The organism is Methylomonas sp. (assembly GCF_023228165.1).
In the GTDB taxonomy this organism is placed as follows: Bacteria; Pseudomonadota; Gammaproteobacteria; order Methylococcales; family Methylomonadaceae; genus Methylomonas.
This window is the reverse complement of record NZ_JALOBS010000018.1, coordinates 55492-79601: the sequence shown is the minus strand read 5'-3', so window position 1 is coordinate 79601 and position 24110 is coordinate 55492. Positions and strand designations below refer to the sequence as shown.

The following is a 24110-nucleotide window of genomic DNA, read 5'->3' as shown; positions in this document are numbered from 1 at the left end:
TCAATGAAGCCATTACCTAAACACCCTCAGCCCGGCGAATTGCAGGCCCTGCATCATTTATACCAGAACGGCCAATTAGCCTTGGCGGAACATCGGGCCTTGGCCTTATCGACGCGCCACCCCAAATCGGCGGCCGTGTTGAATCTGTTGGCTATGTGCCAGCAAGGCCAAGGCAAATTACGCGAGGCGGCCGCCACGTTTCGTAAAATTCTGACCCTAGACCCACGGATTGCCGAACTGCACTTCAACCTCGGGGCTATTTATACCCAGTTGAATGATGTCAAGGCCGCCATGGCCAGTTACCGTAAAGCCTTGCAACTGAAGGCCGATTTCAGCGTGGCCCATTTTAATCTGGGCGCGTTGTTGCAGCAGCAAAACCAGTTACCGGAAGCCGCCAAACATTATCAACAGGCCGTGCAGCAGCAACCGGGCTTTTTCGAAGCCTGGGTCAATTGGGGCACGGTGTTGCAGCTGCGCGGCGATCCGCAAGCGGCAGAGCATTGCTACCGCCAGGCCTTGGCGCTGAATAACGACGCCCGCGGACATTTCAATCTGGGCACGACCTTGTACGGACAAGGCGAACACCAGGCGGCCCTGCGGGAATTCAAGGAAGCCTTGCGCTTGGAGCCGCACTTTGCCGATGCCTGGAACGATATCGGCGAAATTTACCGCGACCAGGGCGATATGGACGAAGCAGTGCGCAGTTATCGGCAAGCCTTAAAGGCTCAACCACAACATGCCCGCGCCAATTACAACTTGGGAGAAAGCTATTGCCTGGGCGGCCAGCTCGAGGAAGCCGCGCCCTACTTCGCCGCTTCCGACTTTGCCGATGCCCAGGAGCGGGTATTGCAATGCCTGTATAAAACCGGCCAATTCGAAGCCTTTAAGCAGCGCCTGGACGAACAGGTAAAAACCGCCCGCCACCACTCCATCCTGTTGGGCACCCTGTCCACCCATTACGCCATCAATTTTCGGCGGGAAAACAATTATCGATTCTGCAAAAGTCCGATGGATTTCGTGCAGCACACCCGCATTGAAGAACTCTCTAACCCGGACAGCCCGTTATTAAATGAACTCTTAAACGACATCACCCATCTGGCCATTGCCGAACGCAAACAAGGCCGTTTGTATTACGGCATGCAATCGGCAGGCAATTTACTGCAACGGGCAGAGCCGTCGTTTCAAAAACTGGCTGCGTTGATACGCGCCAAAGTCAAGGCCTATCAAAAGCAGTTCGCCGGCAGTAACGACAACCTGATCCGGCTGTTTCCGAAAAACCTGGAATTTGCCAGTTCCTGGTATTTACGCATGCAACAGGGCGGTTATCTGACCTCGCATATCCACGAAGAAGGCTGGATCAGCGGCTGCGTGTACTTACAATTACCCGATAAGGGCGCGGGACACGAAGGCAGTTTCGAATACGGCACCGACGGGGACGATTACCCGCGTCTGCATGACGACTTTCCCAGCCGGATTGTGGATCAGGCGGTCGGCGATTTGGTTTTATTCCCTTCATCGCTGTTCCACCGCACTATTCCGTTTCAATCGAACCAGGAAAGAGTCTGCGTGGCATTCGATATTAAACCCGGTACCGCTTGATGCTGTTCGGCGTCCAAAAACCGCCCGAAAACTGCTTCGCCATCAGCGGTGTAACGGTTAGTTACTGATAAATACCGCTTCGCCTTTCTTTCCAGTCGCATGCTAAGATAGATTTTTGTGGGTTATTGCGAACGACCTTATGCCATGCTTTAGCAATAGAGTCTTAGTTGTGGAAACAACCAAGCTGTATCAGGGACTGTTAAGCGAAATTATGCACAGCCATAACTTCGATACGGTTATTTGCTCTACGGGTGCCGAAGCCGTTGAAATCAGCCAAGACCACAGTTTTAATCTCATTTGCATCGCATATCACCTACCTGATTTATCCGGTGAAATACTTTGCAAACATTTGCGTAGTAATCCCGCAACGAAAAACAGCCGCATAATCCTATTTACCGGCGAGGATAATCCCGAGGTACTTAAAGGCGCTTTACGGGCAGGTGCTACGGACATCTACAACAAAAACAATATTGCTCAGTTTCAGACTTATCTGCAGCGATATGCCAACTTGATAAACAGCAAATTGATTGGCAATGCCTTACTGATTGAAGATTCTCCCGCGCAACAAAAATGGTTGAAACTGCAATTGGAATTCATCGGACTTGAGGTCGATGCGTTTTTTACCGCCGAGCAGGCCTTGGATGCCTTTCTGGAAAACCCATACGACATTATCATCACCGACATGGTGCTGAGCGGCAATATGTCGGGATTGAATTTGGTACGAAGCGTACGCCGCGAAGCATCGGAAAAAGGTTTAACGCCCATTTTTGCGATTACCGCTTACGATGAAATCTCGCGACGCATAGAGCTATTCCAGTTGGGTATCAACGATTACATGACCAAACCCATCAACCCCGAAGAAATGCTGTTTCGGATAGCCCGCTTGATCAAGGAAAATCAGCTTTTTAATGAATTGAGCAGAGAGCGAAAAGTGCTCCAGGAAATGGCCATGCTGGACCCGCTCACCCAGCTGTATAACCGCATCGCCCTGAATCAGTTGCTGCCCAAATCGCTTGCCGACTGCAAACGTAAGAAAATCCCCGTCAGTCTGGTGATGATGGATCTGGATTTTTTCAAGCGTATCAATGACGAACACGGCCATGATCAAGGCGATAAAGTCCTGATGGAGACCGGTAACTGGCTACGCAACGCTTTCCGCAAGGGCGATCTGGTTTTTCGTTGGGGAGGCGAGGAGTTTGTGATTTTTCTGAGCAAATGTACCTTGGCGGAGGCCAAGATATTGATGGAAAAACAAAGGGAGCGTTTCAGCAAACGCCAAATGGCCGACCATTCAATTACGGCAAGCTTCGGCATTAGCAGTTACGAGGACTTTGATACCGATATTTCTCACGAAACCTTATTCAAACAAGCGGACACGGCGCTTTATAAAGCCAAGCAAGGCGGCAGGAATTGTGTGGTTTGCGCGGACTGATAATAGACTCCGCCGCTCAATACCGTTGGCACAAGCGCGGGCACTAGAAGCACGCCTTGAAATTTTGCCGTTATCATGACCAGGGAATCACATCTGATGATGCAAGACAAAATTGACCTACACAGCGCCATTACCGCGCTAAGTTGTTCGCTTGATCTCGTCGGTATAGACGAAATCAAGCACGGCAAGCGCGTAGCGATAATGGCCCATCATATTGCCGGCGAACTGCACTGGCCCGAGTCGGAGCGACTCAGTATTCTGCATGCGGGCATGTTGCACGATTGCGGCGTGGCTCAGATTCGGGAACACCGCCAATTGACGGAAACCCTGGAATGGAATGGCGCGGAAGCGCATGCGGAACGCGGTGCCGACTATTTATCCGCCTGCCCTCTGCTCGCCCATCTGGCCCCTGAAGTCCGCTATCATCACACCCGTTGGGAACAGCTGTTGCAATTACCGCTGGATCAACGCACCCGTCTGCGCGCCAATTTACTTTACTTGGCCGACCGTATCGATGTGCTGCAAGTGCCGTATTTAAACAGCGAACAAATTTTGACCGCCGCCCCTGGCATCGTTTTACGCCTGCAGGCTTTATCCGGCACGCTGTTCGCACCGGAATTACTGACGGCATTTGCCCGAATCGCCGACAGTCAGGCCTTCTGGTTGGCTATGGAGCCGGACTATCTGGATGAGGATTTACGCAGCTTGGGTGAACATATCGCCCCCGTGGCGTTGGACTACACCGCCCAACGCGAACTGGCCCGTTTGTTTTCCAGAGTAGTGGATGCCAAAAGCCCTTATACCGAGCTGCACTCGGAACGGGTGGCTTTAGTGGCCAGACAGCTGGCCGAGGACTTTGGCATTAACGGCCAAGAGCTGGAACAAGTCGAAATTGCCGGCTTGCTGCACGATATCGGTAAATTACGGGTCTCGGAAGACATCATCGACAAACCCGGTCAATTGACTTCCAATGAACGGGCCAGCATGCAAAGACATAGCTACGACACTTACCGCATCCTGCAGCGGGTATTCGCCAATAGCAAAATCCCGGTCTGGGCCGGTTTTCATCACGAAAACCTGCGCGGCGAAGGTTATCCGTTTAAATCCAGCGGCGCGGCGCAGGATCTGGAGTGCCGCATCATCAGCGTGGCGGATATTTTTCAGGCCTTGGCGCAAACCCGGCCCTATCGGGAAAGCATGGCTTTAGACGACATACTGGATGATTTGCGCCACCGCGTAAAGGTGGGTGAATTGGATGCCTCGGTGGTCGACAAACTGGCCGAACATGCCGACGCTTATTATCAATTGGCCTGCGGCAACTAAGTGCAGCCAATTATCCGGCGGCCCGATGCGTTATAATTGCCGGCTTGCCACTAACCACTGCTTTTGATTAAGCCGCCGATGTCCGAAGACTATTATTTCGCCCCCGATCTCGCTGTCGACTCCCTGAAAGTACCCCCGCATTCCATCCAGGCCGAGCAATCGGTATTGGGCGGTCTGATGCTGGACAACCAGACCTGGGATTCGGTGGCCGATAAAGTCGTCGAAACCGATTTTTACCGCCGCGACCATCAACTGATCTTCCGAGCCATCGCACAGCTGGCCGAAAAACAGGATCCGTTTGATGTAGTGACCTTGTCCGAGGTGCTGGAAAGCACCGGCGAACTCAAGGATGTCGGCGGCCTGGCCTATTTGGGCATGCTGGCCAAGGACACCCCCAGCGCCGCCAATATCGTCGCTTACGCCAACATCGTTCGCGACCGCTCGGTGCTGCGGCAGCTGATTCATATCGGCACCGAAATTTCCGATTCCGCCTTCAGCACCGAAGGTCGAGAAACCGCCGATCTGCTGGAAAACGCCGAACGCAAGGTGTTCGAAATCGCCGAGCAGCGCCAGCGCGGCCAGGGCGGCTTCAGTTCCATCAAGTCCCTGTTGGCCAAGGCCGTCGATAAAATCGAGACCCTCTACGAACTGGACGGCGACATCACCGGCGCCAGTACCGGCTTTACCGATCTGGATGAAAAAACCTCCGGACTGCAACCCGCCGATCTCATCATCGTGGCCGGCCGACCTTCGATGGGCAAAACCACTATCGCCATGAACATGGCCGAAAACGTGGCGTTAAAAAGCGGCATGCCGGTAGCGGTATTCAGCATGGAGATGCCGGGCGAAGCCTTGGCGATGCGGATGATGTCGTCGCTGGGCCGTATCGACCAACACAAGGTGCGCACCGGCAAGCTGGACGACGACGATTGGCCGCGGCTGACTTCCGCCATCAACCTGTTGGCCGAAACCAAGCTGTTTATAGACGACACCCCTGCCCTGACCCCGACCGAGGTGCGCTCACGCGCCCGCCGCCTGACTCGCGAACACGGCCAGCTGGGTTTGATCGTTTTGGACTACTTGCAACTGATGCAGTCGCCCAGTAGCGGTGAAAATCGGGTGCAGCAGATTTCCGACATTTCCCGAGGCCTGAAAGCGCTGGCCAAGGAAATGAATGTGCCGGTTATCGCCCTGTCGCAGTTGAACCGAAATCTGGAGCAACGTCCTAACAAACGTCCGGTAATGTCGGATTTGCGCGAATCGGGGGCGATCGAACAGGACGCGGACTTGATCATCTTCGTCTACCGCGACGAGGTCTACAACGAGGACAGCCCGGACAAAGGCATCGCCGAAGTCATCATCGGCAAACAACGGAACGGCCCGCTGGGTACCGTGCGGCTGACCTTTTTGGGCCAATACACCCGCTTCGAAAACTTCGCCGGCACCTATACCGGTAGCGAGGATTACGAATGACCCCGGCGGCTTACGTACATCTGGACTTGGAAGCCGTGCGGCATAATCTGGCCCAAGCCAAACGTTATGCACCGAACAACAAAATCATGGCGGTGATCAAGGCTAACGGCTACGGCCACGGCATCACCCGGGTGGCCAAAGCGCTGGAACAGGCCGACGGGCTGGCGGTGGCCCGCGTCGACGAAGGCGTGCGCTTGCGTAAAGCCGGCTTTACCCAGCCGATCACCGTGTTGCAGGGCTTTGTCTGCATCGATGAATTACAACTGATGCTGCAACATCAGCTGGATGCGGTGATCCACACCCCGCAACAAATCAGCCTGTTACAACAGCAAACCGCGCCGGAAACCGCGCTATCCATCTGGCTGAAAATGGACACCGGTATGAACAGGCTGGGCTTCAAGGGCGCCGATTTCAATGCCGCCTACCAGCAATTGCTAAATTGCGCGCTGGTCAAGCAGCCGATCAACCTGATTACTCATTTCGCCAATGCCGACGACTTGCTGGACGATAAAACCCGTAAACAAATCGACCTGTTTAACGACGCGGTGCAAGGCTATCCCGGCCAACGCAGCATCGCCAACTCGGCCGGCATCATAGGCTGGCCCAATGTGGTCAGCGACTGGGTCAGACCGGGTCTGATGCTGTACGGCTGCTCGCCGTTCGCCGGCAAAACCGGCGCGGATTTCGGTTTAAGGCCGGCCATGAGCCTGCATTCCCGTTTAATCGCAGTCAAAAACGTCGCCGCCGGCGAAACGGTCGGCTACAGCGGCACCTGGCAATGTCAAACCGATACCCGCTTGGGCGTCATTTCCATCGGTTACGGCGACGGTTACCACCGCCACACCAAGGCCGGCGCGCCGGTTTTGGTTAACGGCCAGCGCGTGCCGCTGATCGGCCGGGTCTCCATGGACATGATCACCGTCGACCTCAACAGCCAGCCCGGCGCCCAACCCGGCGACCCGGTGACTTTATGGGGCGACGGCCTGCCGGTCGAAGAGATCGCCCGCCACGCCGACACCATTCCCTATACCTTGCTGTGCGGGATTACCCAGCGGGTGCAAATTGTGGAGCAGTGATGGCGACAAGGATATTAGTGAGATAATAAGAAATGATATACGGAACTAGCTAATAACTTGTTAAATTTTTAAATCACATTAAGGAGTATCAAAATGGCGCACGGAGAAGATGAGAAGAAATCGCCATACGAAGAAGCCAAAGAGCAAAAACGGAAAACAACTAGAGGTAGTGCTCCGAGACCTATTCCAATGAATAATTTGGAAGACTCTTTGGCAATCCCTCAAGCACTAAAAAATTATAACGGCAGTAACCCATGGTCGCCAGACGATCTAGCGAATGTCCTTGGTGTCGGTGCGAAGGCAAATAAATTCTATTACCTTTCTGCTAGTTCTAGAGATTATGGACTGACTACGGGAACATCTCGTTCCAGTGAAATAGCTCTTACCAATCTCGCTAATGACTATCTTTTTGCCCCAAGTCCTAATGAGGAGTGTTCCGCCTTAGAGAAGGCATTCTTCAAAATCGATTTATTTAAAAAAGTTCATGATTATTACAGTGGTGGCGAATTGCCGGAAATGAAGTATCTCGGTAATACGTTGCAAGGAACATTTGGCCTAGAACCGGAGTTTCATCAAGATTTCTACGATCTTTACAAGACAAACCTTGAGTTTATAAAGAAATTCAAAAAGCCAATAACTAAAGAAATTCAGGTTATTGATGTTACGGCAAAAGATCATCTTGTCGTAACTGGTTCACCAAATAAATCTGACGGAGAAATTAAAGTCGCCTTTGTAGCAATGCCGTTTAGTGAGAAAACTGGTAAATACCCATCTGGTTTTTATAAAGAGGTTATGAGGAACCTAATCACACCTGCAGGAGTTGCGGCCGGGTTCTCTGTAGAGACAGCCCGTAAAGATGGCAGTGATATTATTCATTCAACTATAGTTAATGACTTGCTAAATGCCGATCTTGTGATTGTTGATTTGTCAGATCACAATCCAAATGTTCTATTTGAGCTTGGCGTTCGGATGGCTCATGATTTGCCAGTAGCCCTTATTCGCGCGGAAGGGACTGGACAAATATTTGATGTTGATAATTTATTGAGAGTATACGACTACAATCCCAATTTATGGCCATCCACTTTAGAAGAAGACATACCTAACCTAACCAAGCATATTAAGGCTTCGTGGGAAAATAGAGGTTCGAATTCTTCCTACATGAAGATACTACGTGGAAAAGAAATTTAACAAGCACGTTCCTCCGATTAGGACCGTAGGTCCGATTAGCGATTGCGTAATCGGACGCATGTTTAAGATTGGCCTTCCTCCGATTACGCTGCGCTTTTATGCCCTACGGGTAAATCGGAGCTACACAGGTTTAAGGTGATGGTTCGCTGCCCGCCGCCGCTAGGCATCAACAAAAAGCATTGTTAAGCGTGCTTGGGAATAATTTTTTTCAGCTTATAGGTGCATCGTTAATGAGCAAGAGATACACTCAGACGGAAAAAGAGTATATGGCGGAAATGGCTATTGAGATCGTTGTCAAGCTAAATGGCGACTACCCGTCTTTCAAAAACTATGTTTGGGCTGCGCAACATCTATTGAACGGCGGCACACCGAATAATCAAGTTGATGAACTCGTATTAGAAAAACTTAAGTCGTCGGGCCGTTTATATGCTTAGTTTCTGATTTTTACCAAAAATGGATACAGTATCTGTTATGAACACTATCTCTATTGCCGATATTCTGGAACTTCCGGTGCAGGAGCGCATTCAGCTTGTCGAACTTATTTGGGACAGCGTTGCTGTAGTCCCTGATGCGGTGAAGGTTTCTCCAGAACTTAAAGCCGAACTGGACCTACGCTTGATTGAGTTCGAGAGAAATCCGGAAGGCGGCTATTCTTGGGACGAAGTAAAATCGCGTCTTAAAGATGGGTCATGGCGTACAACCTGAAATTTTCTGCACGAGCATTACGTGAAATTGGCGAAGCTCGAGAATGGTACGAGTCGCAGAGCCCTGGTCTCGGTGAAGAATTTATCGCCGCAATGGAACTGCAGTTAAAACGGCTGGAGCAAGCCCCGTTGCTCTATTCCGAGGTAATTCCAGGTGTTCGCCGCGCACTTTTACCGCGCTTTCCATTCGGCTTGTTTTACGTGGTACGCGGCAATTTAGTTCATATCCTGGCAGTGTTGCACGATGCCAGAAATCCAAATCGTTGGCCTAAAAACCGCTAACCATATGCACCTAATGTCGCGCCCCTCAGATTTACGTTGGGGATCGAGATAGAACCGTAGATTAGCGCTAGCGTGATCGGCCGCATGTTGAATCTTCGTTCCCGCTTTTATGCCCTATGGGTAAATAGGATCTACGCGGACTGAGTGTCAAACCTAGGTTTGACACTCCAAAATAATGGCCTTTTTGCACAGACTGCTTATCGCGCCCCTTAATCAACAATCCCATTACCATCATGGCCAAAAAACAAAAATCCGCCTTCGTCTGCACCGAGTGCGGCGCCGACTATGCCGGTTGGTCCGGCCAATGCAATCAATGCGGCGAATGGAATACCATCAAGGAAGTCAGGCTTGGCAATGCCAAACCCGACCGGGATAACTCTGGCTATGCCGGCGCCCGTAGCGAAGTGCGCTTATTGTCGGACGTCAATCTGGCCCAGGCTGAACGCATCTCCACCGGCCTGGCCGAATTCGACCGGGTGTTGGGCGGCGGCATCGTCACCGGCAGCGTGGTGCTGATCGGCGGTGCGCCGGGCGCCGGCAAAAGCACCATTCTGTTGCAAGCCATTGCCCATATCGGCGAACGGCTGCCGGTGTTGTATGTGTCCGGCGAGGAATCCCTACAACAAATTGCCGAGCGCGCCCAGCGGCTGGGCCTGAAAACCGCCGGCATCAAAATGCTGGCGGAAACGTCGGTGCAGCAGATTTGCCAGGTGCTGGACGAGGAACAACCCAAGGTGGTGATCATCGATTCGATTCAGGTCATGTATAGCGCCGATTCGGATTCGGCGCCCGGTTCGGTTTCGCAAGTGCGTGAATCGGCCAGTTATTTGACCCAATACGCCAAACGCAGCGGGGTATCGTTTTTCATGGTCGGCCATGTCACCAAGGATCAATCCCTGGCCGGGCCGATGACACTGAGTCACATCGTCGATGCCCAAGTGGTGCTGTCCTCCACCGACGACTCCAGATTTAGAGTATTACGCGCCGACAAAAACCGCTTCGGCAGCGTCGGCGAACTGGGTTTTTTCGCCATGGAAAGCAGCGGCTTGAAGGAAGTGAAGAATCCGTCGGCGATGTTTTTATCCCGCGCCGAAAAGCCTTCGCCCGGCAGCGTGGTAACGGTGCTCTGGGAAGGCACCCGGCCTTTGCTGGTTGAGATTCAAGCACTGGTCACGGAAAGCCAATACGGTAATCCGCGCCGGCTGGCGGTGGGTCTGGATCAAAACCGCTTGGCCATGCTATTGGCGGTTTTGGCCCGCCACGGCGGCATATTTACCGGTAATGATGAGATTTACGCCAACGTGGTGGGCGGTATCAAAGTGTCGGAAACCAGTACCGACTTGGCGATTATGGTTGGGGTGGTGTCCAGCCTGCGCGACCGTATCATTCCCTACGACACGGTATTTTTCGGCGAGGTGGGCCTGAACGGCGAAATTCGCCCGGTCGCCAATGGTCATGCCCGCCTCAATGAAGCCGCCAAGCATGGTTTTAAACGGGCCATCATCCCCAAGAGCAACAAGCCCAAGGACTCGCTCAAAAACCTGCAGATTCACGCGGTGAGTAATATCCAGGAAGCTTTGGCGGTTTTAAACGATTTATAAAACCTATCCATTAAAGAAACAGCAACTCCGGCGCGATTCGCTGCATAAATACTTTACGATACTGTTCCGCTTTACGGAGCTGCATGCTTTCCAAGGGATTAAAATCGTCGCTAATGACGATGCCCTGCCGGTCGTCAATGCTATAGGCATGATCCAGCAACCATTGTATACGTTTGTCGGGATTGCTCTTATCCAGGGCTATCGGTTCATTCGAAGCCAAAAAGATAAAATCGGTAAATTCTTCTTTGACAGTAATAAATACAGCGACTTCCGGCAAAACGGTTTTGAGTGTCTTGTACACGGAGGCGACGGCTTCGGCGCCCTCTCCCTGGGTAAAGCCGACATAATTCAGAGCCAAAACTCCCCGTTCCTTTAATAAGCCGCTAAGTTCACGCAACATTTCCACCGTTAACAGGTGGGTAGGCTCGGAACCGCCGGTGAAACAATCGTGGATAATGAAATCGTACTGCTTTTGCAACTTGGTGATTTCATAGCGGGCGTCGCCGACGATAAAATCGCCGGTTGGCTTGAAATGAAAATACGCCAGCGCGGCCGAGGCAACAGCCGGATCGATTTCGATAGTATCGGTAGCCAATCCTTTTGCTTTAAGGTCTTGCGCCACATGCCCGCCTCCCAAGCCTATCAACAAAGCGTCTTTGGCTTGCGGCCTGAATAACGGCAAACCACCTAAAATTGCCTGATAGTTCAATAAGCTGCGGCCGTGTTCAAGCTCGACCGCACTCAGTACCGACGAATCGGAAAGCAGTAAACGATGGCCGTGACGCAGGTCGTCGACCACCCGCACCCAACCATAAACGCTTTCCTCTTCATGCAGCACTTTAAACCCCTTACCCGAGGCGTGTGGGGTGGCATAGCCATTAATGCTTAACAAGCCGACCAAGACACCAGCAACCCATAACGGCAGACTGGCCGATGCGTGCGTAAACCCGGCTTTATCCCGCCATATCAACGGCATCGCCCAAATAAACAACAGCAAACTCAAGGAAAAAATAATGGTTCGAGTACCGAACAAGGGCAGCAGATAAAAACCCAGCAACAAGGTTGCCAGCACGCTACCCAGGGTGCTGACAGCATATACCGAACCCACAGCCCTGCCGACGCCGCGTAAATCCTGGGTGGCCAGTTTAATCGTAAAAGGGCCCACCATGGCCAAGGCCGTCAAGGGTACGCTGAACAACAACAAGGCGCTTACGAACGCTCCGACGCGCATTCCCAATGGATTGGTCAGCTGCATGACTGGACCGCTGATGAAGGGAATTAACACCGTAGTTATGGAAGCCAAGGTAAAAATATGCGCCAACCGAATGCGGGGGTAACGGTCGGCTAAAAAACCACCCAGGTAGTAACCCACCGCTAAGGCAATCATCGTCACCGCAATCAGCGAGGACCATACGTAAAGACTAACACCATAATACGGTGCAATGATGCGGGTACCGAGCAACTCCAGAATCATCACCGCGCCGCCGCTGCATGCTACGGTAAGCAATAAACCCAATTTGCCGATGGCCGGTGTTTGTGGTACGGATTTTTTAGACATGTCTGCTTTTATAAACACTGCAACAAAAATAAAAAAACCCCCGATACGCGTCCTATTTGCGTTCCGGGGGTCATTAATTGGCATCCTTGCCTACGGGCTTCCTTTACCGCTTCCCGCCTCTACCATCCGTAATGAGGCCGGGAATTACCCCAATGCAGGGGACTTCCATTAACTCAAAACCCGTTATGCGGCGATACTTTTACGGCGGCTGACGCCGATCAGGCCGGCCATTGCACTAGCGAACAACCAAACCGCGCCAGGTACGGGAACAGGTTGAACAGACAGGCTAGCCACAACACCATAAGTACCGGCATTAAGCTCGGTTATACCGTCGTCATCGAAAAGAATCTCGGACGCACCGCCTACCAGCAGAGTATATTGACCGGCGTTCAAGAAAATGTGATTCAACGCTTCCGTCAAGCCACTGCCAAAATCATTAGCGTGCATCAAATAGCTAATGCTACTTGTTTCCCCGCCAGAATTGGTTAAGGTGTTAATACCCGCACCGAATGGGCCGGCATTGGTACCAATGGTGGTGATGCCTTGACTAGGGACGGGAAAGCCATTCAAGGTACCATTGACATCGGTTATTGATTCAACCGAACTAGCGGGCACCATACCGCTGAACAAAGAAATCGCCACATCCAGGTCGCCCACGGAAGTAAAATCGGCTCCCGTAGCTCCGGTTACCGTTCTGCTGCTAGAGGCAAATGTGCCTGCACCGGTTGAGGCTACGCTAATATCAACATAGGAAGATTGCGCCAAGGTAAAGTTAAACCAACGTAGATCGTGGCTATTGGCTAATGTCGGTTGCGTACCCTCGTGCCAGCCGAAATCGGACGTAACGGAGTCTGTAAACGGATTATTGACATCCAGACTTCTGTAACCGACATGCGCATTCGCTTGAGTAGCGAACACCATCCCTATTAACACGACAACAGATGCGATAATTTTTTTCATAAATTCAATCCTCTTGTTACTGTTTAATTATAAATATTTAACAGCAATGTTCTCAGCGTTTCCCTTTGAATAGTGTAAATCGCTTCGATCCCTCCCCATCACTATAGGAGGCAGCCCGGCCTTCTTGCTTTTGTTAACTCTCAAGAACCGTGGCTTTCCGACCCCGCCTCGCGACGGGAGTGGCAAACGTTAAATCAGGCTAAATAACCCCAAAAACCAATCGGTATTTTAACTAAAATTAATTTAAACCCTAACTCAACTCAATAAACAGTAACAAAATTGAGGCCACATCAAACTAAACTCTATTAATTCAATTTATTAAAATATTCGTTAATATACTAAATAACAGATATTTTAATTAATCTATGTTATTTAACGTATTCGGCATGCGCTATCTAACGCCTTAAAAATATAAGGGTATATAACTCCCCGTATTTAATGCCTTAAACCTTACTCCCGAAAGCAATACTCAGCCAAGAACGGCGGCTTGCCGTAAAGAATACTCCCCCGAACCATTGCAGATTCGGGGTAATACTTACTTCCTTGCCGGCGGCATTCCCTGCACTTGATCCGGCCATCGTAAACCATGCCTCGGACAGGGATTCGCTCGCCACAGGGAACTTACAAAAATCAAAAGCGGTTATATGCAACAGTTTTACGGCGACCGCAACCGATCAATCCGATTATTGCGCTACCAAATAACCAGACTGCCCCCGGCACGGGAACCGCTTGCACCGACAGATTTGCAATCAGACCGTATGAGCCGTCATTTAAAAGCGTGATGCCGTCCACATCAAAAATAGGCTGTGACGCACCGCCCACCAGTAGAGTATAGGTGCCCGCCTGCAGCAACCAGTTGTTCAACAACTCAGTCACCCCCGAACCGCCATTATTGACGTGAGTGATATACCCGATAGTCGCCCAATCTCCATCCGCGTTGCCCAGCGTTACATCGCCCGGACCCGCACCTACAAATGCACTAGCCGCGGTTGTTTGATCCTGGGTTGTAGCCACGCCTTGGTCGTCAAAGCCGCCGAAACCGATAAACCCGGTTCCGGTCAGCGTATCACTCTCGATCGACTCAAGCGGAACCACGCCGTTATATAGCGTGAATGCAACATCTAAAGCCCCAACAGAAGAAACGGGCCCCTCACTGCCGCTAAAATTACCCGCACCGGTTGCAGCCACACTGATGTTGACTTTTGAGGGCTCGGTCAAATCAAAGCTAAACCAGCGAAAGTCATGGCTATTCGCCAATGCCGGCTGGGTGCCTTCATACCAAGCGAAATCGGTGATGACGTCTGTAGTGATATCGGCATTCTGCGGCAAAACGGTGTAATCGACATGCGCATACGCCTGACCGCCAAATAGTAAACTCATTATAAAAATAACGGACGAGTTTATTTTTTTCATTGAAAATCCTCTTTATACTGTTAAAAATATTAATTTAATTCAATACTCACAGTGTTTCTCACACCGGAGCAAATCATCATACCCTCATGACCATGAAAGACAGGCGCCGCATCCCATGCTTGGCAAGAACTCGTGACGCTTTGAACCCTACTCACGACGAGAGTAACAAAAACAGAATTAGGTTGATATAAACCAAAATAACAATAACTCATTCCGATTCCAGCAATAACAAAATAATTCAACTGTAATTACAATCAATATTTACACCAATACTTCTTAAACATTTAAATTCAATTAATTAAACATTAATACAGGACAACATATTCGCACACATTAATTAATCTATGTTATTTAACATATTAAAAGCATGTCATCCCCCTTTACTCCTTAGCAACTTCAACTTGAGCGTTTCCTTGAACCTTCCTTTTTATGTTGCCTATTTGGTTTATTTCAACAAACCGAACCAGTCTACTTTCTTGGTTTTTAAGGTATAATTTCAGCCTATTCACCAGGACCACCTTCTCAAAAGCCGGTTTTCAATCCACGGCCAACCAGCATGTGGGGGCAAGTCCAATAATATTTACGCCAATAATTTAAGGAAAACACATGCAAAAAGATTCCGACATGCCACTTTGGGTTTTTTTGGCCTTTTCGAGTATTGAGACTCGGCGCGGTGCGATGATATTAATTTGGAGCAGTTTCTTATTTACTATTTATTGCATACCTTGGGCTATTCTTTATGAAAACCCATGGCTAACCAGATTATTTTTAATCGATGATTGGGAATGGTTTGCGATGATGGTGCCAATGACAGTTTGGTATTGGCTGAGTATGAAATGGGTAGATAAAAATCGCGGCTGGAATTTAGCGACGAATACCGAAAAAAATAGCATCGAATAATTCAATACCAGACTAAATCTATTTAAAACAAACTTACTTTAACGATACCCTGTATAAGGCATCCAATTCACGGCTAAGCATTGCGCTATTTCCTAAATTAAGCTCGACCAGACGCCGCAGGTTGGTAATACTATCAATATCGATATATTCGCATTTAAAGCCGATTTGACTGCCAAAACCATGGCTAAATTTTAATGTCATGGTTATTGCCATCTCATCGGATAAACTCAATTTCAGGGTGTACGCGTTGATATGGTTACCCGGCCAGGTTTTTTCGAAATCAAGTAAGCAGCCTTTTAAGGAGATATCGATTACTCTGCAGGCCATTTTGATATCGCCATCGGCTAATATTGCCTCGGCGTTGTATAAAATACGTTGGTAATGTCTTTTTTCCTGGTCGCTTTCCGCCATCGACCATTACTCCAAAAAAAACTGCATTGGGGTTTTATCAACTTCAATCACATCATTATGCTGCAACAAAATAGTGTTTTCGCCCAATGGTTGCTTGTTAACAGCTAAACCGCTGTGACCTTGCAGGGCCGAAACGTAATATCCGTCCTTTCGGCGAGCAATCACCACCACGCCGGCGCCTTCATGCCCCAAGCGCGTCATGGCTTTCCTGAGGGGTAAAATTCGGCCGATATGCGGACCATCCATAATTTGCAAATTGGCTTCCTGTTGTTTGTTGCCATGCTCCAGCTTTTGGTTAAGCGCAAGCACATCGGCATCATGCGAAAAAATGGCCGGAGCCGTGAATGGCTCGGTATCTAAAAACGACTCTGTCAATGAATAAATAATGTAGTGTTTACCAACATTGATCACGTCATTGTTTCGTAGATTCCATTCCTTGGTGACTTGATTGTTGATCAATAACGGGAATTTTTCATTCAGTTGCTTGATGACACTGCCCCCATCTTTAATGACAACCACTGCATGGGCGGGTGCGACGGCCAAGCTATCAACTACCAGCTCGTTAGTTTCATCGCGACCGATATGAATCACGCCGGCATCATAAATACCTGAATATATGGGTTTATCTTTAAAATAAAGAGTGAATTTTGCCATTACTGTTTTCTAAAAAATCCCTACGACCGGATTGTAGTATAGACGTTGCGGCAACACTTGCCGATTTCTCGGAATATATTTTCGACATCACAAATTTAGCGCCAATTCCGGTTTTAAAGCGCAGTTCCGGACCATAAACGCATCAGTGCAACAAAATTACAGTAAAATCGTAGCCACCAACATAGCCAAGCAACGATGATGAACACTTCCGCCGCCACGATTGAATCGCAATCGTTAATATCGCAAAATATCTACATTACCGGTACCGATAGAAATAGTGGCAAATCCATCATCATGCTGGCCGTCATGGAAATGCTGACCGGCCATGTGGGTAAAGTAGGCTTTTTTCGCCCCATCATTCAATCCGGCGGCAAAAAAGATGAATTGATTCAATTTATTCTGTACCGCTATCAATTGGATTTACCTTACGAAGCCATGTATGGCTGTAAAAGCCATGAAGCTCGAGAACTATTGGCCAATGAGCAATATGATGAATTGCACAAAATTATCCTGGCTAAGTACCGCACCTTAAAAGCCCAATGTGAACATGTGCTGTGCATCGGCTCCGATTACCGGCACGGAGACTCGATGTTCGAATTCGATTTTAATGCTCAGGTCGCCAATAATCTGGATTGTCTGATGTTACCGGTCATGCCGGGCAGTGAACTGGACCATCTGCAAATTTTAAACAACCTGTCCAGCCTGAAACATGAATTACACGAACACGATAATACTATACTGGCGGTGGTCATTAACGGCGTTTCGATCAAGCAGATCGAAACCCTGCGCGCTACATTGAACCACTCCAGCCGTTTCCCGATTTACGTAGTTCCGGCCGAAAGCTCCCTGAATAAGCCCACCATGGGTAACATTGCCCATGCTTTAAATACTAAAATGTTTACGTCCGACAATAATGCCCTGAGTCGCGAGGTTTACCAGTATAAAGTCGCCGCCATGTTGGTACCGGACTTTCTGGATTATGTTCAGGCGGGCGATTTGATTATCACCCCCGGCGATCGCGCCGACATCATTCTGGCCAGCCTGCTGACCTATCAATCGACCAATTATCCGCAAATTTCCGGATTATTACTGACCGGCCATCAAGAGCCCGGCCCCCAGGTGCAGGCCTTAATCGACGGCCTGGGAGATCTGCCTTTTGCGGTGTTGGGCGTGGATACGGATACCTTCACCACAGCCATGCAGGTCAGCCAAGTCCCGGCCCGCCTACATTCTCAAGACGACAGAAAAATTGCCAAAGCCCTGGGTTTAGTGGAAAACAACGTAGACATGGGCGAACTGCGCCAACGTCTGATGAGCAAGGTTCCACATAAAATGACGCCGCTGATGTTCGAATACGATTTACTGCAGCGGGCCAAGGCCAAAAAACAACACATCGTGTTACCCGAAGGCACCGAGGAACGTATTTTAAGGGCGGCGGAAATTTTGTTGCTGCGCGATGTGGTCAAAATCACCTTGCTGGGCAACGAAGCCGAAATACGCCAAAAAATTCAGGCCCTGGCTTTGAAACTGGCGGATGTCGATATTATCGACCCCATGACTTCGGAATTGCGGCCACTGTTTGCGCAAGCCTATTTCGAAGCTCGCAAACATAAAAATATCATCTACGCCACCGCCTTCGATCTGATGGGCGATGTCAGTTATTTCGGTACCTTAATGATACATTTGGGCTTCGCCAACGGCATGGTGTCGGGTGCCGTGCATTCGACCCAGCATACCATTCGGCCGGCGTTTGAGATCATCAAAACCAAACCCGGCGCCTCTATCGTCTCCAGCGTATTTTTCATGTGTCTTGAAGACCGGGTTTTGGTGTATGGCGATTGCGCCGTCAACCCCAACCCCAACGCGGAAGAATTGGCCGCCATTGCCATCAGCGCCGCCGATACCGCCAAAATGTTCAACATAGAACCCTACGTCGCCATGCTGTCTTATTCGACCGGCGATTCCGGCAAGGGCGAAGCAGTCGACAAGGTGCGTGAAGCAGTCAAAATCGCGCGCACCCTGCGTCCGGATCTAAAACTGGAAGGCCCCATGCAATACGATGCCGCTGTCGACTTTGGCGTTGCCAGGACTAAGCTACCCGGTAGCCAAGTTGCAGGTCAAGCCACGGTTTTTATCTTCCCGGATCTCAACACCGGCAATAACACTTACAAAGCCGTGCAGCGCTCGTCGGGTGCCATAGCGGTGGGCCCGGTTCTGCAGGGCCTTAACAAGCCCGTTAATGACTTGAGCCGCGGCTGCACGGTAGCCGACATCGTCAATACCGTGATTATTACCGCCATTCAGGCCCAGGAAAACGACTAACCATGCGGGTACGCTTAATAATGGGCTTGCTTTTCGCACTGGCGAGCTTAGACTCGCCGGCCGCCACCCGCATCGCCATTCTGGCGTTTGAACTCAAGGATCTGACTCTGGCTCCAGGCATACCTGCTGAAATCAAACGTACCGGCGCGATTCGGCCCTTATTGGCTGGCGAACTTGCATCAGCCGGCTATACTATCGTCGACATCCCGCTAGCCGCGCAACAATCCGCCGCTGGCGGCGTGGGGGACTTGTTCGATCATGCCGATGCGGCAGCCGAGCTGGGCAAGCAATTCGGTGCGGATTACGTATTGGTGGGACGCCTGCACAAACCCAGCTTCTTGTTTGCTTACTTGATGGGACATTTAGTTCGGGTTGAAAATCGGACTTTAATCGGAAACTTAATTATTGAATCCAAGGGCCCGAATGCACAACTAGTGCGCAAGGCCGTGGAAAGTCTGGCCGATAAAATCGACGCCTTGCTGGACAACCGCTACGACCCGCCACCGCCCAGCAAATTAAAAACCCATCAACACCCGGCGGTACTCAATTAAACTCATTCAATAGCCACATCGGAAGCGCATGAAAATCCTTGTTCTTAACGCCGGCAGTTCATCGATCAAATACAGCTTATTTGCCATGAACGACCACCGTGTCTTGCTAAACGGCATCTTGGAGCGTATTGGCGAAACTATGGCCCTGCACCGTTACCGCCTGCTGGATGCAGAGCCGGTCACTGCCGAAATGCCATTAACCAATCACCAGCAGGCATTACAAACGCTGTTTTCCACCCTGGCCAATAGCGGCGCGGTCCGCAACGGCGAATTGGCCTGTATAGGTCACCGCGTGGTCCATGGCGGCGAACTGTTTAAGCAACCGGCCTTAATTACAGCCGAAGTGATAACGCAAATCGCCGGCGTGATCCCATTAGCCCCACTGCATAACCCGGCCAACCTGCAGGGCATGAAAGAATCCATGAGACTGATGGGCAACGTGCCACAAGTGGCCGTCTTCGATACCGCATTCCATCAAAGCTTGCCTGATTACGCTTACCGTTACCCTTTACCCGCCGATCTCTATACCGATCACGGCGTACGCCGCTATGGCTTTCACGGTACCTCGCATGGCTATGTGGCCAAACGGGCCGCTGAATTTCTGGGCAAACCCTTGCCGGAATTGAATCTGATTACCTTGCATTTGGGCAACGGCGCCAGCGCTACCGCCATTGAGGCGGGTCGCAGCGTCGATACTTCGATGGGCATGACGCCGCTTGAGGGTTTGATGATGGGCACCCGTTGCGGCGATATCGACCCGGCCCTGCATTTTTATCTAAGCCGCAGTCTCGGCCTGTCTTTAGAGACTATCGAAACCTTGCTGAATAAAGACAGCGGCTGTAAAGGCGTTTGTGGGGAAAATGATATGCGTACCATTCATGAGATGGCTGATGCGGGCGACCAAACCGCCAAACTGGCCCTGTTGATGTATGCCTATCGCCTGAAAAAATATATCGGCGCTTACTTTGCTGTGCTGGGCAGAGTCGATGCATTAGTGTTTACCGGCGGCATTGGCGAAAACGATAGCTGGCTAAGGCGACAATGCTGCGAAGGGCTTTCCGGCTTGGGTATCATTATCGACCCCACGCAAAATCAGGCTCCCGCCCACCCTTGCGCGGCTATCCACACCCACACCTCTACAGTGAAAATATTAGTGATTAACACGCAGGAAGAACTTGAAATTGCCATTCAGGCCGAGGCCTGTCTAAACGCAACGCGGTAAAGTTGACCCGAGGGAATTCACTGGACGACGCATTCAGCGTAGATTGATTTGCCAATATCGACAGACCGTTATTGCTGCATGGACGCAAATCCGACTTTGCAGCTTTGCAGGCGAAAGCAATGAAAATAAGGCTACATCATTGCGATTCATGGAATAGCCGGGCGCTTGCTTAAAACCGCCCGGCCGATCATTTATTTGCTGAGCTAAACCGGCGCTTGCCTAAACCACTCGCGGTTATTTCTTGGCTACAATTTGGCATGAACGCCGGGTAATTTTTGTTTGCCCTAAATGCCGGTTGGCTAATTTTTATCCCAACACCTATCTTGGCTAGCGTACCCGCCAGGAATGTTATAATATAACATCACTAATTCAACACGCCCGCTGCCCCGCAATGAAAAAACTCTTAGCTATTACGTTATCACTGCCCCCCATGACTGGGCTTACAGCGCCTTCGATGCTGGCGGACGCCGAATTGGAAGCGGTAACGGTCACCGCGTCAACACTCAGCAAGCCTTCAGGAAGTGCATCCCCCGTAACGATATTGAGCGAAGACGAATTACGTATGAAAGCCGGCCACAGTATCGGCGAAACCTTAAAAGATGAGTTGGGCATCAACTCTCAATCTTTCGGCCCCGGTGTCGGTACTCCTGTGATACGAGGTCAGGCCGGACCTCGGGTAAGAGTCTTATCCAACGGCATCGGCAGCAACGATGTATCCGCCATGAGCCCGGATCATGCCAGCAGTACCGAAGCGCTGCTGGCAGAGCGTATAGAAGTTTTGCGCGGCCCCGCCACCTTGCTATATGGCGGCGGCGCTATCGGCGGCGTAATCAACGTGATCGACAATCGCGTCCCCGGACATTTGCCGGACAAAGCCTTGGAAGGCGCTCTGGAACAGCGCTTCGATTCCACCTCGGAGGAAACCAGCACCGCCATGAAGCTGGATGGCGGCGCCAAACAAGTTGCCTTTCATCTGGACGGCTTTTATCGACACCGCAACAACTTGAGCATAGGCGGCACCGGTATTGACAGCGCCGCCGTCTCCGTCACCGATCCTTCACTGACTGTGGTGGATAATCCAAGCGGGTATTTAAACAATACCGGTGCCGAAGCAATCAGTGGTTCCGCCGGTATGTCCTGGGTGGGTGCGCCCGGTTTCGCCGGTGCAGCGGTTAACCATCTAGAAAACAACTACGGTATCGCCCCGAATGGTACGGGCCAGGAAACCACCCGCATAGCACTACGGCAAAAAAAATACGACTTTAAAAGCGAGTTGGAAAACCCCTTCGGTTTCGCCAAAAACATACGCACCCGTCTCGGTTACACCGATTATCAACATACTGAAATCACTAATGGCCAGCCCGGCGCATTTTTTACCAATCAGTCTTATGAAGGCCGCATTGAACTGACCCATCAAGATTTGGGCCCTCTGCATGGCAGTGTTGGTTTCCAGGCGCAAGCAAGCGATTTCAATGCCATCGAAAAACTCAGCGGCGAAAGCATTGTACCCCGCTCCCTGATCAATAGTTATGGTGTGTTTGCGGTAGAATCCTTCGAAGTCGGCAAGCTGAGTTACCAATTGGGCGCGCGTGTCGAACCCACCACCATCAGCCCGACAAACATGGCGGACTTGAATTACACCCCGGTCAGTGCCTCCGCTGCCGCCATTTGGAAACTCGATGACAGCAATAGCGTTAATCTGGGAGTGACCCGCTCGTCGCGCGCACCGCAAGTGCAGGAATTACTCTCAAACGGCTTTCATGATGCGACCCGTAGCTTTGAACGCGGCAATTTACAGTTAAGCAAAGAAACCAGTTACAACCTGGATTTGGGCTATCGTTACCAATCCGATGCCTTTAGGGCCGAGATCGATGTTTTTCACAATTGGGCATCGGACTATATCGTCCAACAGCGCACCGGCGAATTTGTCGATGAAGGCGGCAACCCCTGTATTACTGACTGTGTGCCGGTACTCGGCACCGGCCAAGCCGATGCGATTTTCAAAGGCTATGAAGCCAAGCTGATTGTTCCGCTGATGGAAAATCATTTCGGCATGCTGGATTTAAGCCTGTTCAGCGATTATACCCGCGGCGAATTTGTGAACGGCGGTGACGTTCCGCGCATGCCGCCGTTACGTTACGGCCTGCAATTGGACTACAATCAAAACAAACTTGCCGGCTATCTTCGTTTTACCCGGGCGGAATCCCAAGACCACCCGGGCGATCACGAAACCCGCAGCGCCGGTTATTTGCTGTTGAATGTGGGCATGAATTATCAACTGGAAGCCTATCAGGGTGCCAACCTGATGCTGTTTGCCAAGGGTAACAATTTGTTGAATCAGAATATCCGTAACGCCACCTCCTATTTGCGCAACTTTGCCCCGGAAGCCGGCCGAGGTGCGGAGATTGGCTTTAGAGTATCTTACTAGAGGCCGGATACAGCCATGAAAGCCACTAAAATCCCCGTCATCGTGATTACCGGTTTCCTCGGTAGCGGCAAAACCACCCTGTTGAATCGCTTACTGGCCGATAATCCCAACACCGCCGTGATTATCAATGAATTCGGCAACACGCCGGTCGATCAAGATTTAATCGAACAACAAGGTCTGCCATTAACCACCCTGGCCGGCGGCTGCATGTGCTGCCAAATCAAAGGCACTTTGGCGCCTACCTTACGCAACTTATGGATGGCCTGGGAGCAAGCCGCGCAAAAACCTTTTCAGCGTATGATCATTGAAACCAGCGGCATAGCCAGTCCGGAACCTATTTTGGACACCTTGCTGCGCGACAAATGGCTGTCCGGCCGCTATCACTTGCTGCAGGTGATTACCACTTTAGCCATACCCTCGGCTATCGAGCAATTGAACCGGTTTGCCGAAGCCAAAGCCCAAGTGGCTTGGGCGGATACACTGCTGCTGACTCATGCGGATCTCGCCGATGAAGACCAGAAAGCGGCACTGGAAGCGCAGTTAGCCGCATTGGCACCTACCACACCTCGATTTGAAACCGTTACCGCGCGCCTTAGCGCGGCACAAATACCTGACCATGTTCCGGCCATGCGCCGCCTACCCAATCAGGCTACCCCCATAATTCACGGTTTTTCCAGCCTGTCCTTACATTTGCAAACTCGCATCAGTTGGCCACAGCTGGAAACCATTTTGCAAAACCTGGTATCCGAACAGGCGGCGGATCTAGTCCGAATAAAAGGCGTGGTTTTATTGTTAAACGAACCTCAACCCATGGTGATACAAGCAGCCGGACAGCGGCTGTATCCGCCGGCAGCATTAAGCGGTAGAGCCACGGACGATTTAAGAAGCCGGCTGATATTTATCACCCGGGCGAATCAGCAAAGTCTGGCGGAGCAGATACTGCAGGCATTCGGGGCTATAATCGATAAATCCGCGCTACGGCTACACGCCGAGAGCTAGCGGATTTGCGAATT

At 50.8% G+C, this 24110-nt stretch carries 21 protein-coding genes and 1 riboswitch; of the genes, 16 read left to right on the top strand and 5 right to left on the bottom strand.

Translation table 11 applies throughout. The features are described from left to right. Nucleotides 1-3: 3 nt before the first annotated feature. The 10 genes from M0R33_RS14525 (at nt 4) to radA (ending at nt 10678) form a co-directional block, all read left to right on the top strand. Nucleotides 4-1599 (top strand): tetratricopeptide repeat protein, encoded by a 1596-nt coding sequence (locus M0R33_RS14525; RefSeq protein WP_292570599.1) that lies wholly within the window; start codon nt 4-6, stop codon nt 1597-1599. A gap of 169 nt (nt 1600-1768) precedes the next feature. After that, entirely contained in the window at nt 1769-3031 is a 1263-nt protein-coding gene (locus M0R33_RS14520) for a diguanylate cyclase (RefSeq protein WP_292570597.1), read from the top strand. A gap of 96 nt (nt 3032-3127) precedes the next feature. Then, nucleotides 3128-4354, top strand: coding sequence for an HD domain-containing phosphohydrolase (locus M0R33_RS14515; protein WP_292570596.1), 1227 nt, complete (start codon nt 3128-3130; stop codon nt 4352-4354). A gap of 78 nt (nt 4355-4432) precedes the next feature. Next, entirely contained in the window at nt 4433-5827 is a 1395-nt protein-coding gene (gene dnaB, locus M0R33_RS14510; RefSeq protein ID WP_292570593.1) for a replicative DNA helicase, read from the top strand. Then, entirely contained in the window at nt 5824-6903 is a 1080-nt protein-coding gene (alr, locus tag M0R33_RS14505) for an alanine racemase (protein WP_292570589.1), read from the top strand. The genes dnaB and alr overlap by 4 nt, the downstream gene beginning before the upstream one ends. Nucleotides 6904-6996: 93 nt before the next feature. Then, a complete protein-coding gene (locus tag M0R33_RS14500) occupies nt 6997-8091 on the top strand; it encodes a hypothetical protein (RefSeq protein ID WP_292570586.1) in 1095 nt (364 codons plus the stop codon). Between the two features lie 230 nt (nt 8092-8321). Beyond that, complete coding sequence (locus M0R33_RS14495) at nt 8322-8525, top strand: hypothetical protein (protein ID WP_292570583.1); 204 nt, start codon at nt 8322-8324, stop codon at nt 8523-8525. A 19-nt stretch (nt 8526-8544) separates the two neighbouring features. Next, nucleotides 8545-8796 carry an addiction module protein gene (locus tag M0R33_RS14490; protein WP_292570580.1) on the top strand — a complete coding sequence of 84 codons (252 nt, stop codon included), beginning with the start codon at nt 8545-8547 and terminating at the stop codon, nt 8794-8796. Then, entirely contained in the window at nt 8781-9077 is a 297-nt protein-coding gene (locus M0R33_RS14485; protein WP_292570577.1) for a type II toxin-antitoxin system RelE/ParE family toxin, read from the top strand. The genes M0R33_RS14490 and M0R33_RS14485 overlap by 16 nt, the downstream gene beginning before the upstream one ends. A 233-nt stretch (nt 9078-9310) precedes the next feature. Next, nucleotides 9311-10678 carry a DNA repair protein RadA gene (gene radA / locus M0R33_RS14480; protein ID WP_292570574.1) on the top strand — a complete coding sequence of 456 codons (1368 nt, stop codon included), beginning with the start codon at nt 9311-9313 and terminating at the stop codon, nt 10676-10678. Between the two features lie 10 nt (nt 10679-10688). On the opposite strand, the gene M0R33_RS14475 is transcribed toward radA, so the two are convergent. The 3 genes from M0R33_RS14475 to M0R33_RS14465 all read right to left on the bottom strand — a co-directional run bounded on the left by M0R33_RS14475 (nt 10689) and on the right by M0R33_RS14465 (nt 14576). Beyond that, nucleotides 10689-12236: a fused MFS/spermidine synthase gene (locus M0R33_RS14475; protein WP_292570571.1), complete on the bottom strand. Its 1548-nt coding sequence runs from the start codon at nt 12234-12236 to the stop codon at nt 10689-10691. Between the two features lie 183 nt (nt 12237-12419). Continuing rightward, nucleotides 12420-13196, bottom strand: coding sequence for a peptidase M10 (locus tag M0R33_RS14470; protein WP_292570568.1), 777 nt, complete (start codon nt 13194-13196; stop codon nt 12420-12422). A gap of 106 nt (nt 13197-13302) precedes the next feature. Then, nucleotides 13303-13390: riboswitch (cyclic di-GMP riboswitch) on the bottom strand. A 436-nt stretch (nt 13391-13826) separates the two neighbouring features. Continuing rightward, on the bottom strand, nt 13827-14576 hold the full coding sequence (locus M0R33_RS14465; protein WP_292570565.1) for a peptidase M10: 750 nt from the start codon (nt 14574-14576) through the stop codon (nt 13827-13829). Nucleotides 14577-15215: 639 nt separating this feature from the next. Between M0R33_RS14465 and M0R33_RS14460 the strand changes: the two genes are divergently transcribed. Then, nucleotides 15216-15509 carry a hypothetical protein gene (locus M0R33_RS14460; RefSeq protein WP_292570563.1) on the top strand — a complete coding sequence of 98 codons (294 nt, stop codon included), beginning with the start codon at nt 15216-15218 and terminating at the stop codon, nt 15507-15509. A 33-nt stretch (nt 15510-15542) separates the two neighbouring features. Here the strand turns inward: M0R33_RS14460 and M0R33_RS14455 are convergent, their stop codons facing one another. Together M0R33_RS14455 and M0R33_RS14450 are read right to left on the bottom strand one after the other, a co-directional pair. Continuing rightward, a complete protein-coding gene (locus M0R33_RS14455) occupies nt 15543-15920 on the bottom strand; it encodes a PilZ domain-containing protein (RefSeq protein WP_292570560.1) in 378 nt (125 codons plus the stop codon). Between the two features lie 6 nt (nt 15921-15926). Beyond that, entirely contained in the window at nt 15927-16574 is a 648-nt protein-coding gene (locus M0R33_RS14450) for an FHA domain-containing protein (RefSeq protein ID WP_292570557.1), read from the bottom strand. 195 nt (nt 16575-16769) lie between these two features. Between M0R33_RS14450 and pta the strand changes: the two genes are divergently transcribed. The 5 genes from pta (at nt 16770) to M0R33_RS14425 (ending at nt 24096) form a co-directional block, all read left to right on the top strand. Further along, the gene (gene pta, locus M0R33_RS14445; RefSeq protein WP_292570554.1) at nt 16770-18896 is read left to right on the top strand and encodes a phosphate acetyltransferase; all 2127 of its coding nucleotides are present in this window, start codon (nt 16770-16772) and stop codon (nt 18894-18896) included. A 2-nt stretch (nt 18897-18898) separates the two neighbouring features. Then, on the top strand, nt 18899-19447 hold the full coding sequence (locus tag M0R33_RS14440) for a DUF2380 domain-containing protein (RefSeq protein WP_292570551.1): 549 nt from the start codon (nt 18899-18901) through the stop codon (nt 19445-19447). Nucleotides 19448-19475: 28 nt separating this feature from the next. Then, complete coding sequence (locus M0R33_RS14435; RefSeq protein ID WP_292570548.1) at nt 19476-20669, top strand: acetate kinase; 1194 nt, start codon at nt 19476-19478, stop codon at nt 20667-20669. 430 nt (nt 20670-21099) lie between these two features. Continuing rightward, on the top strand, nt 21100-23097 hold the full coding sequence (locus tag M0R33_RS14430) for a TonB-dependent receptor (RefSeq protein WP_292570546.1): 1998 nt from the start codon (nt 21100-21102) through the stop codon (nt 23095-23097). Nucleotides 23098-23112: 15 nt separating this feature from the next. Then, nucleotides 23113-24096, top strand: a complete 984-nt coding sequence (locus M0R33_RS14425; RefSeq protein WP_292570544.1) for a GTP-binding protein — start codon at nt 23113-23115, stop codon at nt 24094-24096. The last annotated feature ends 14 nt before the right edge of the window (nt 24097-24110 follow it).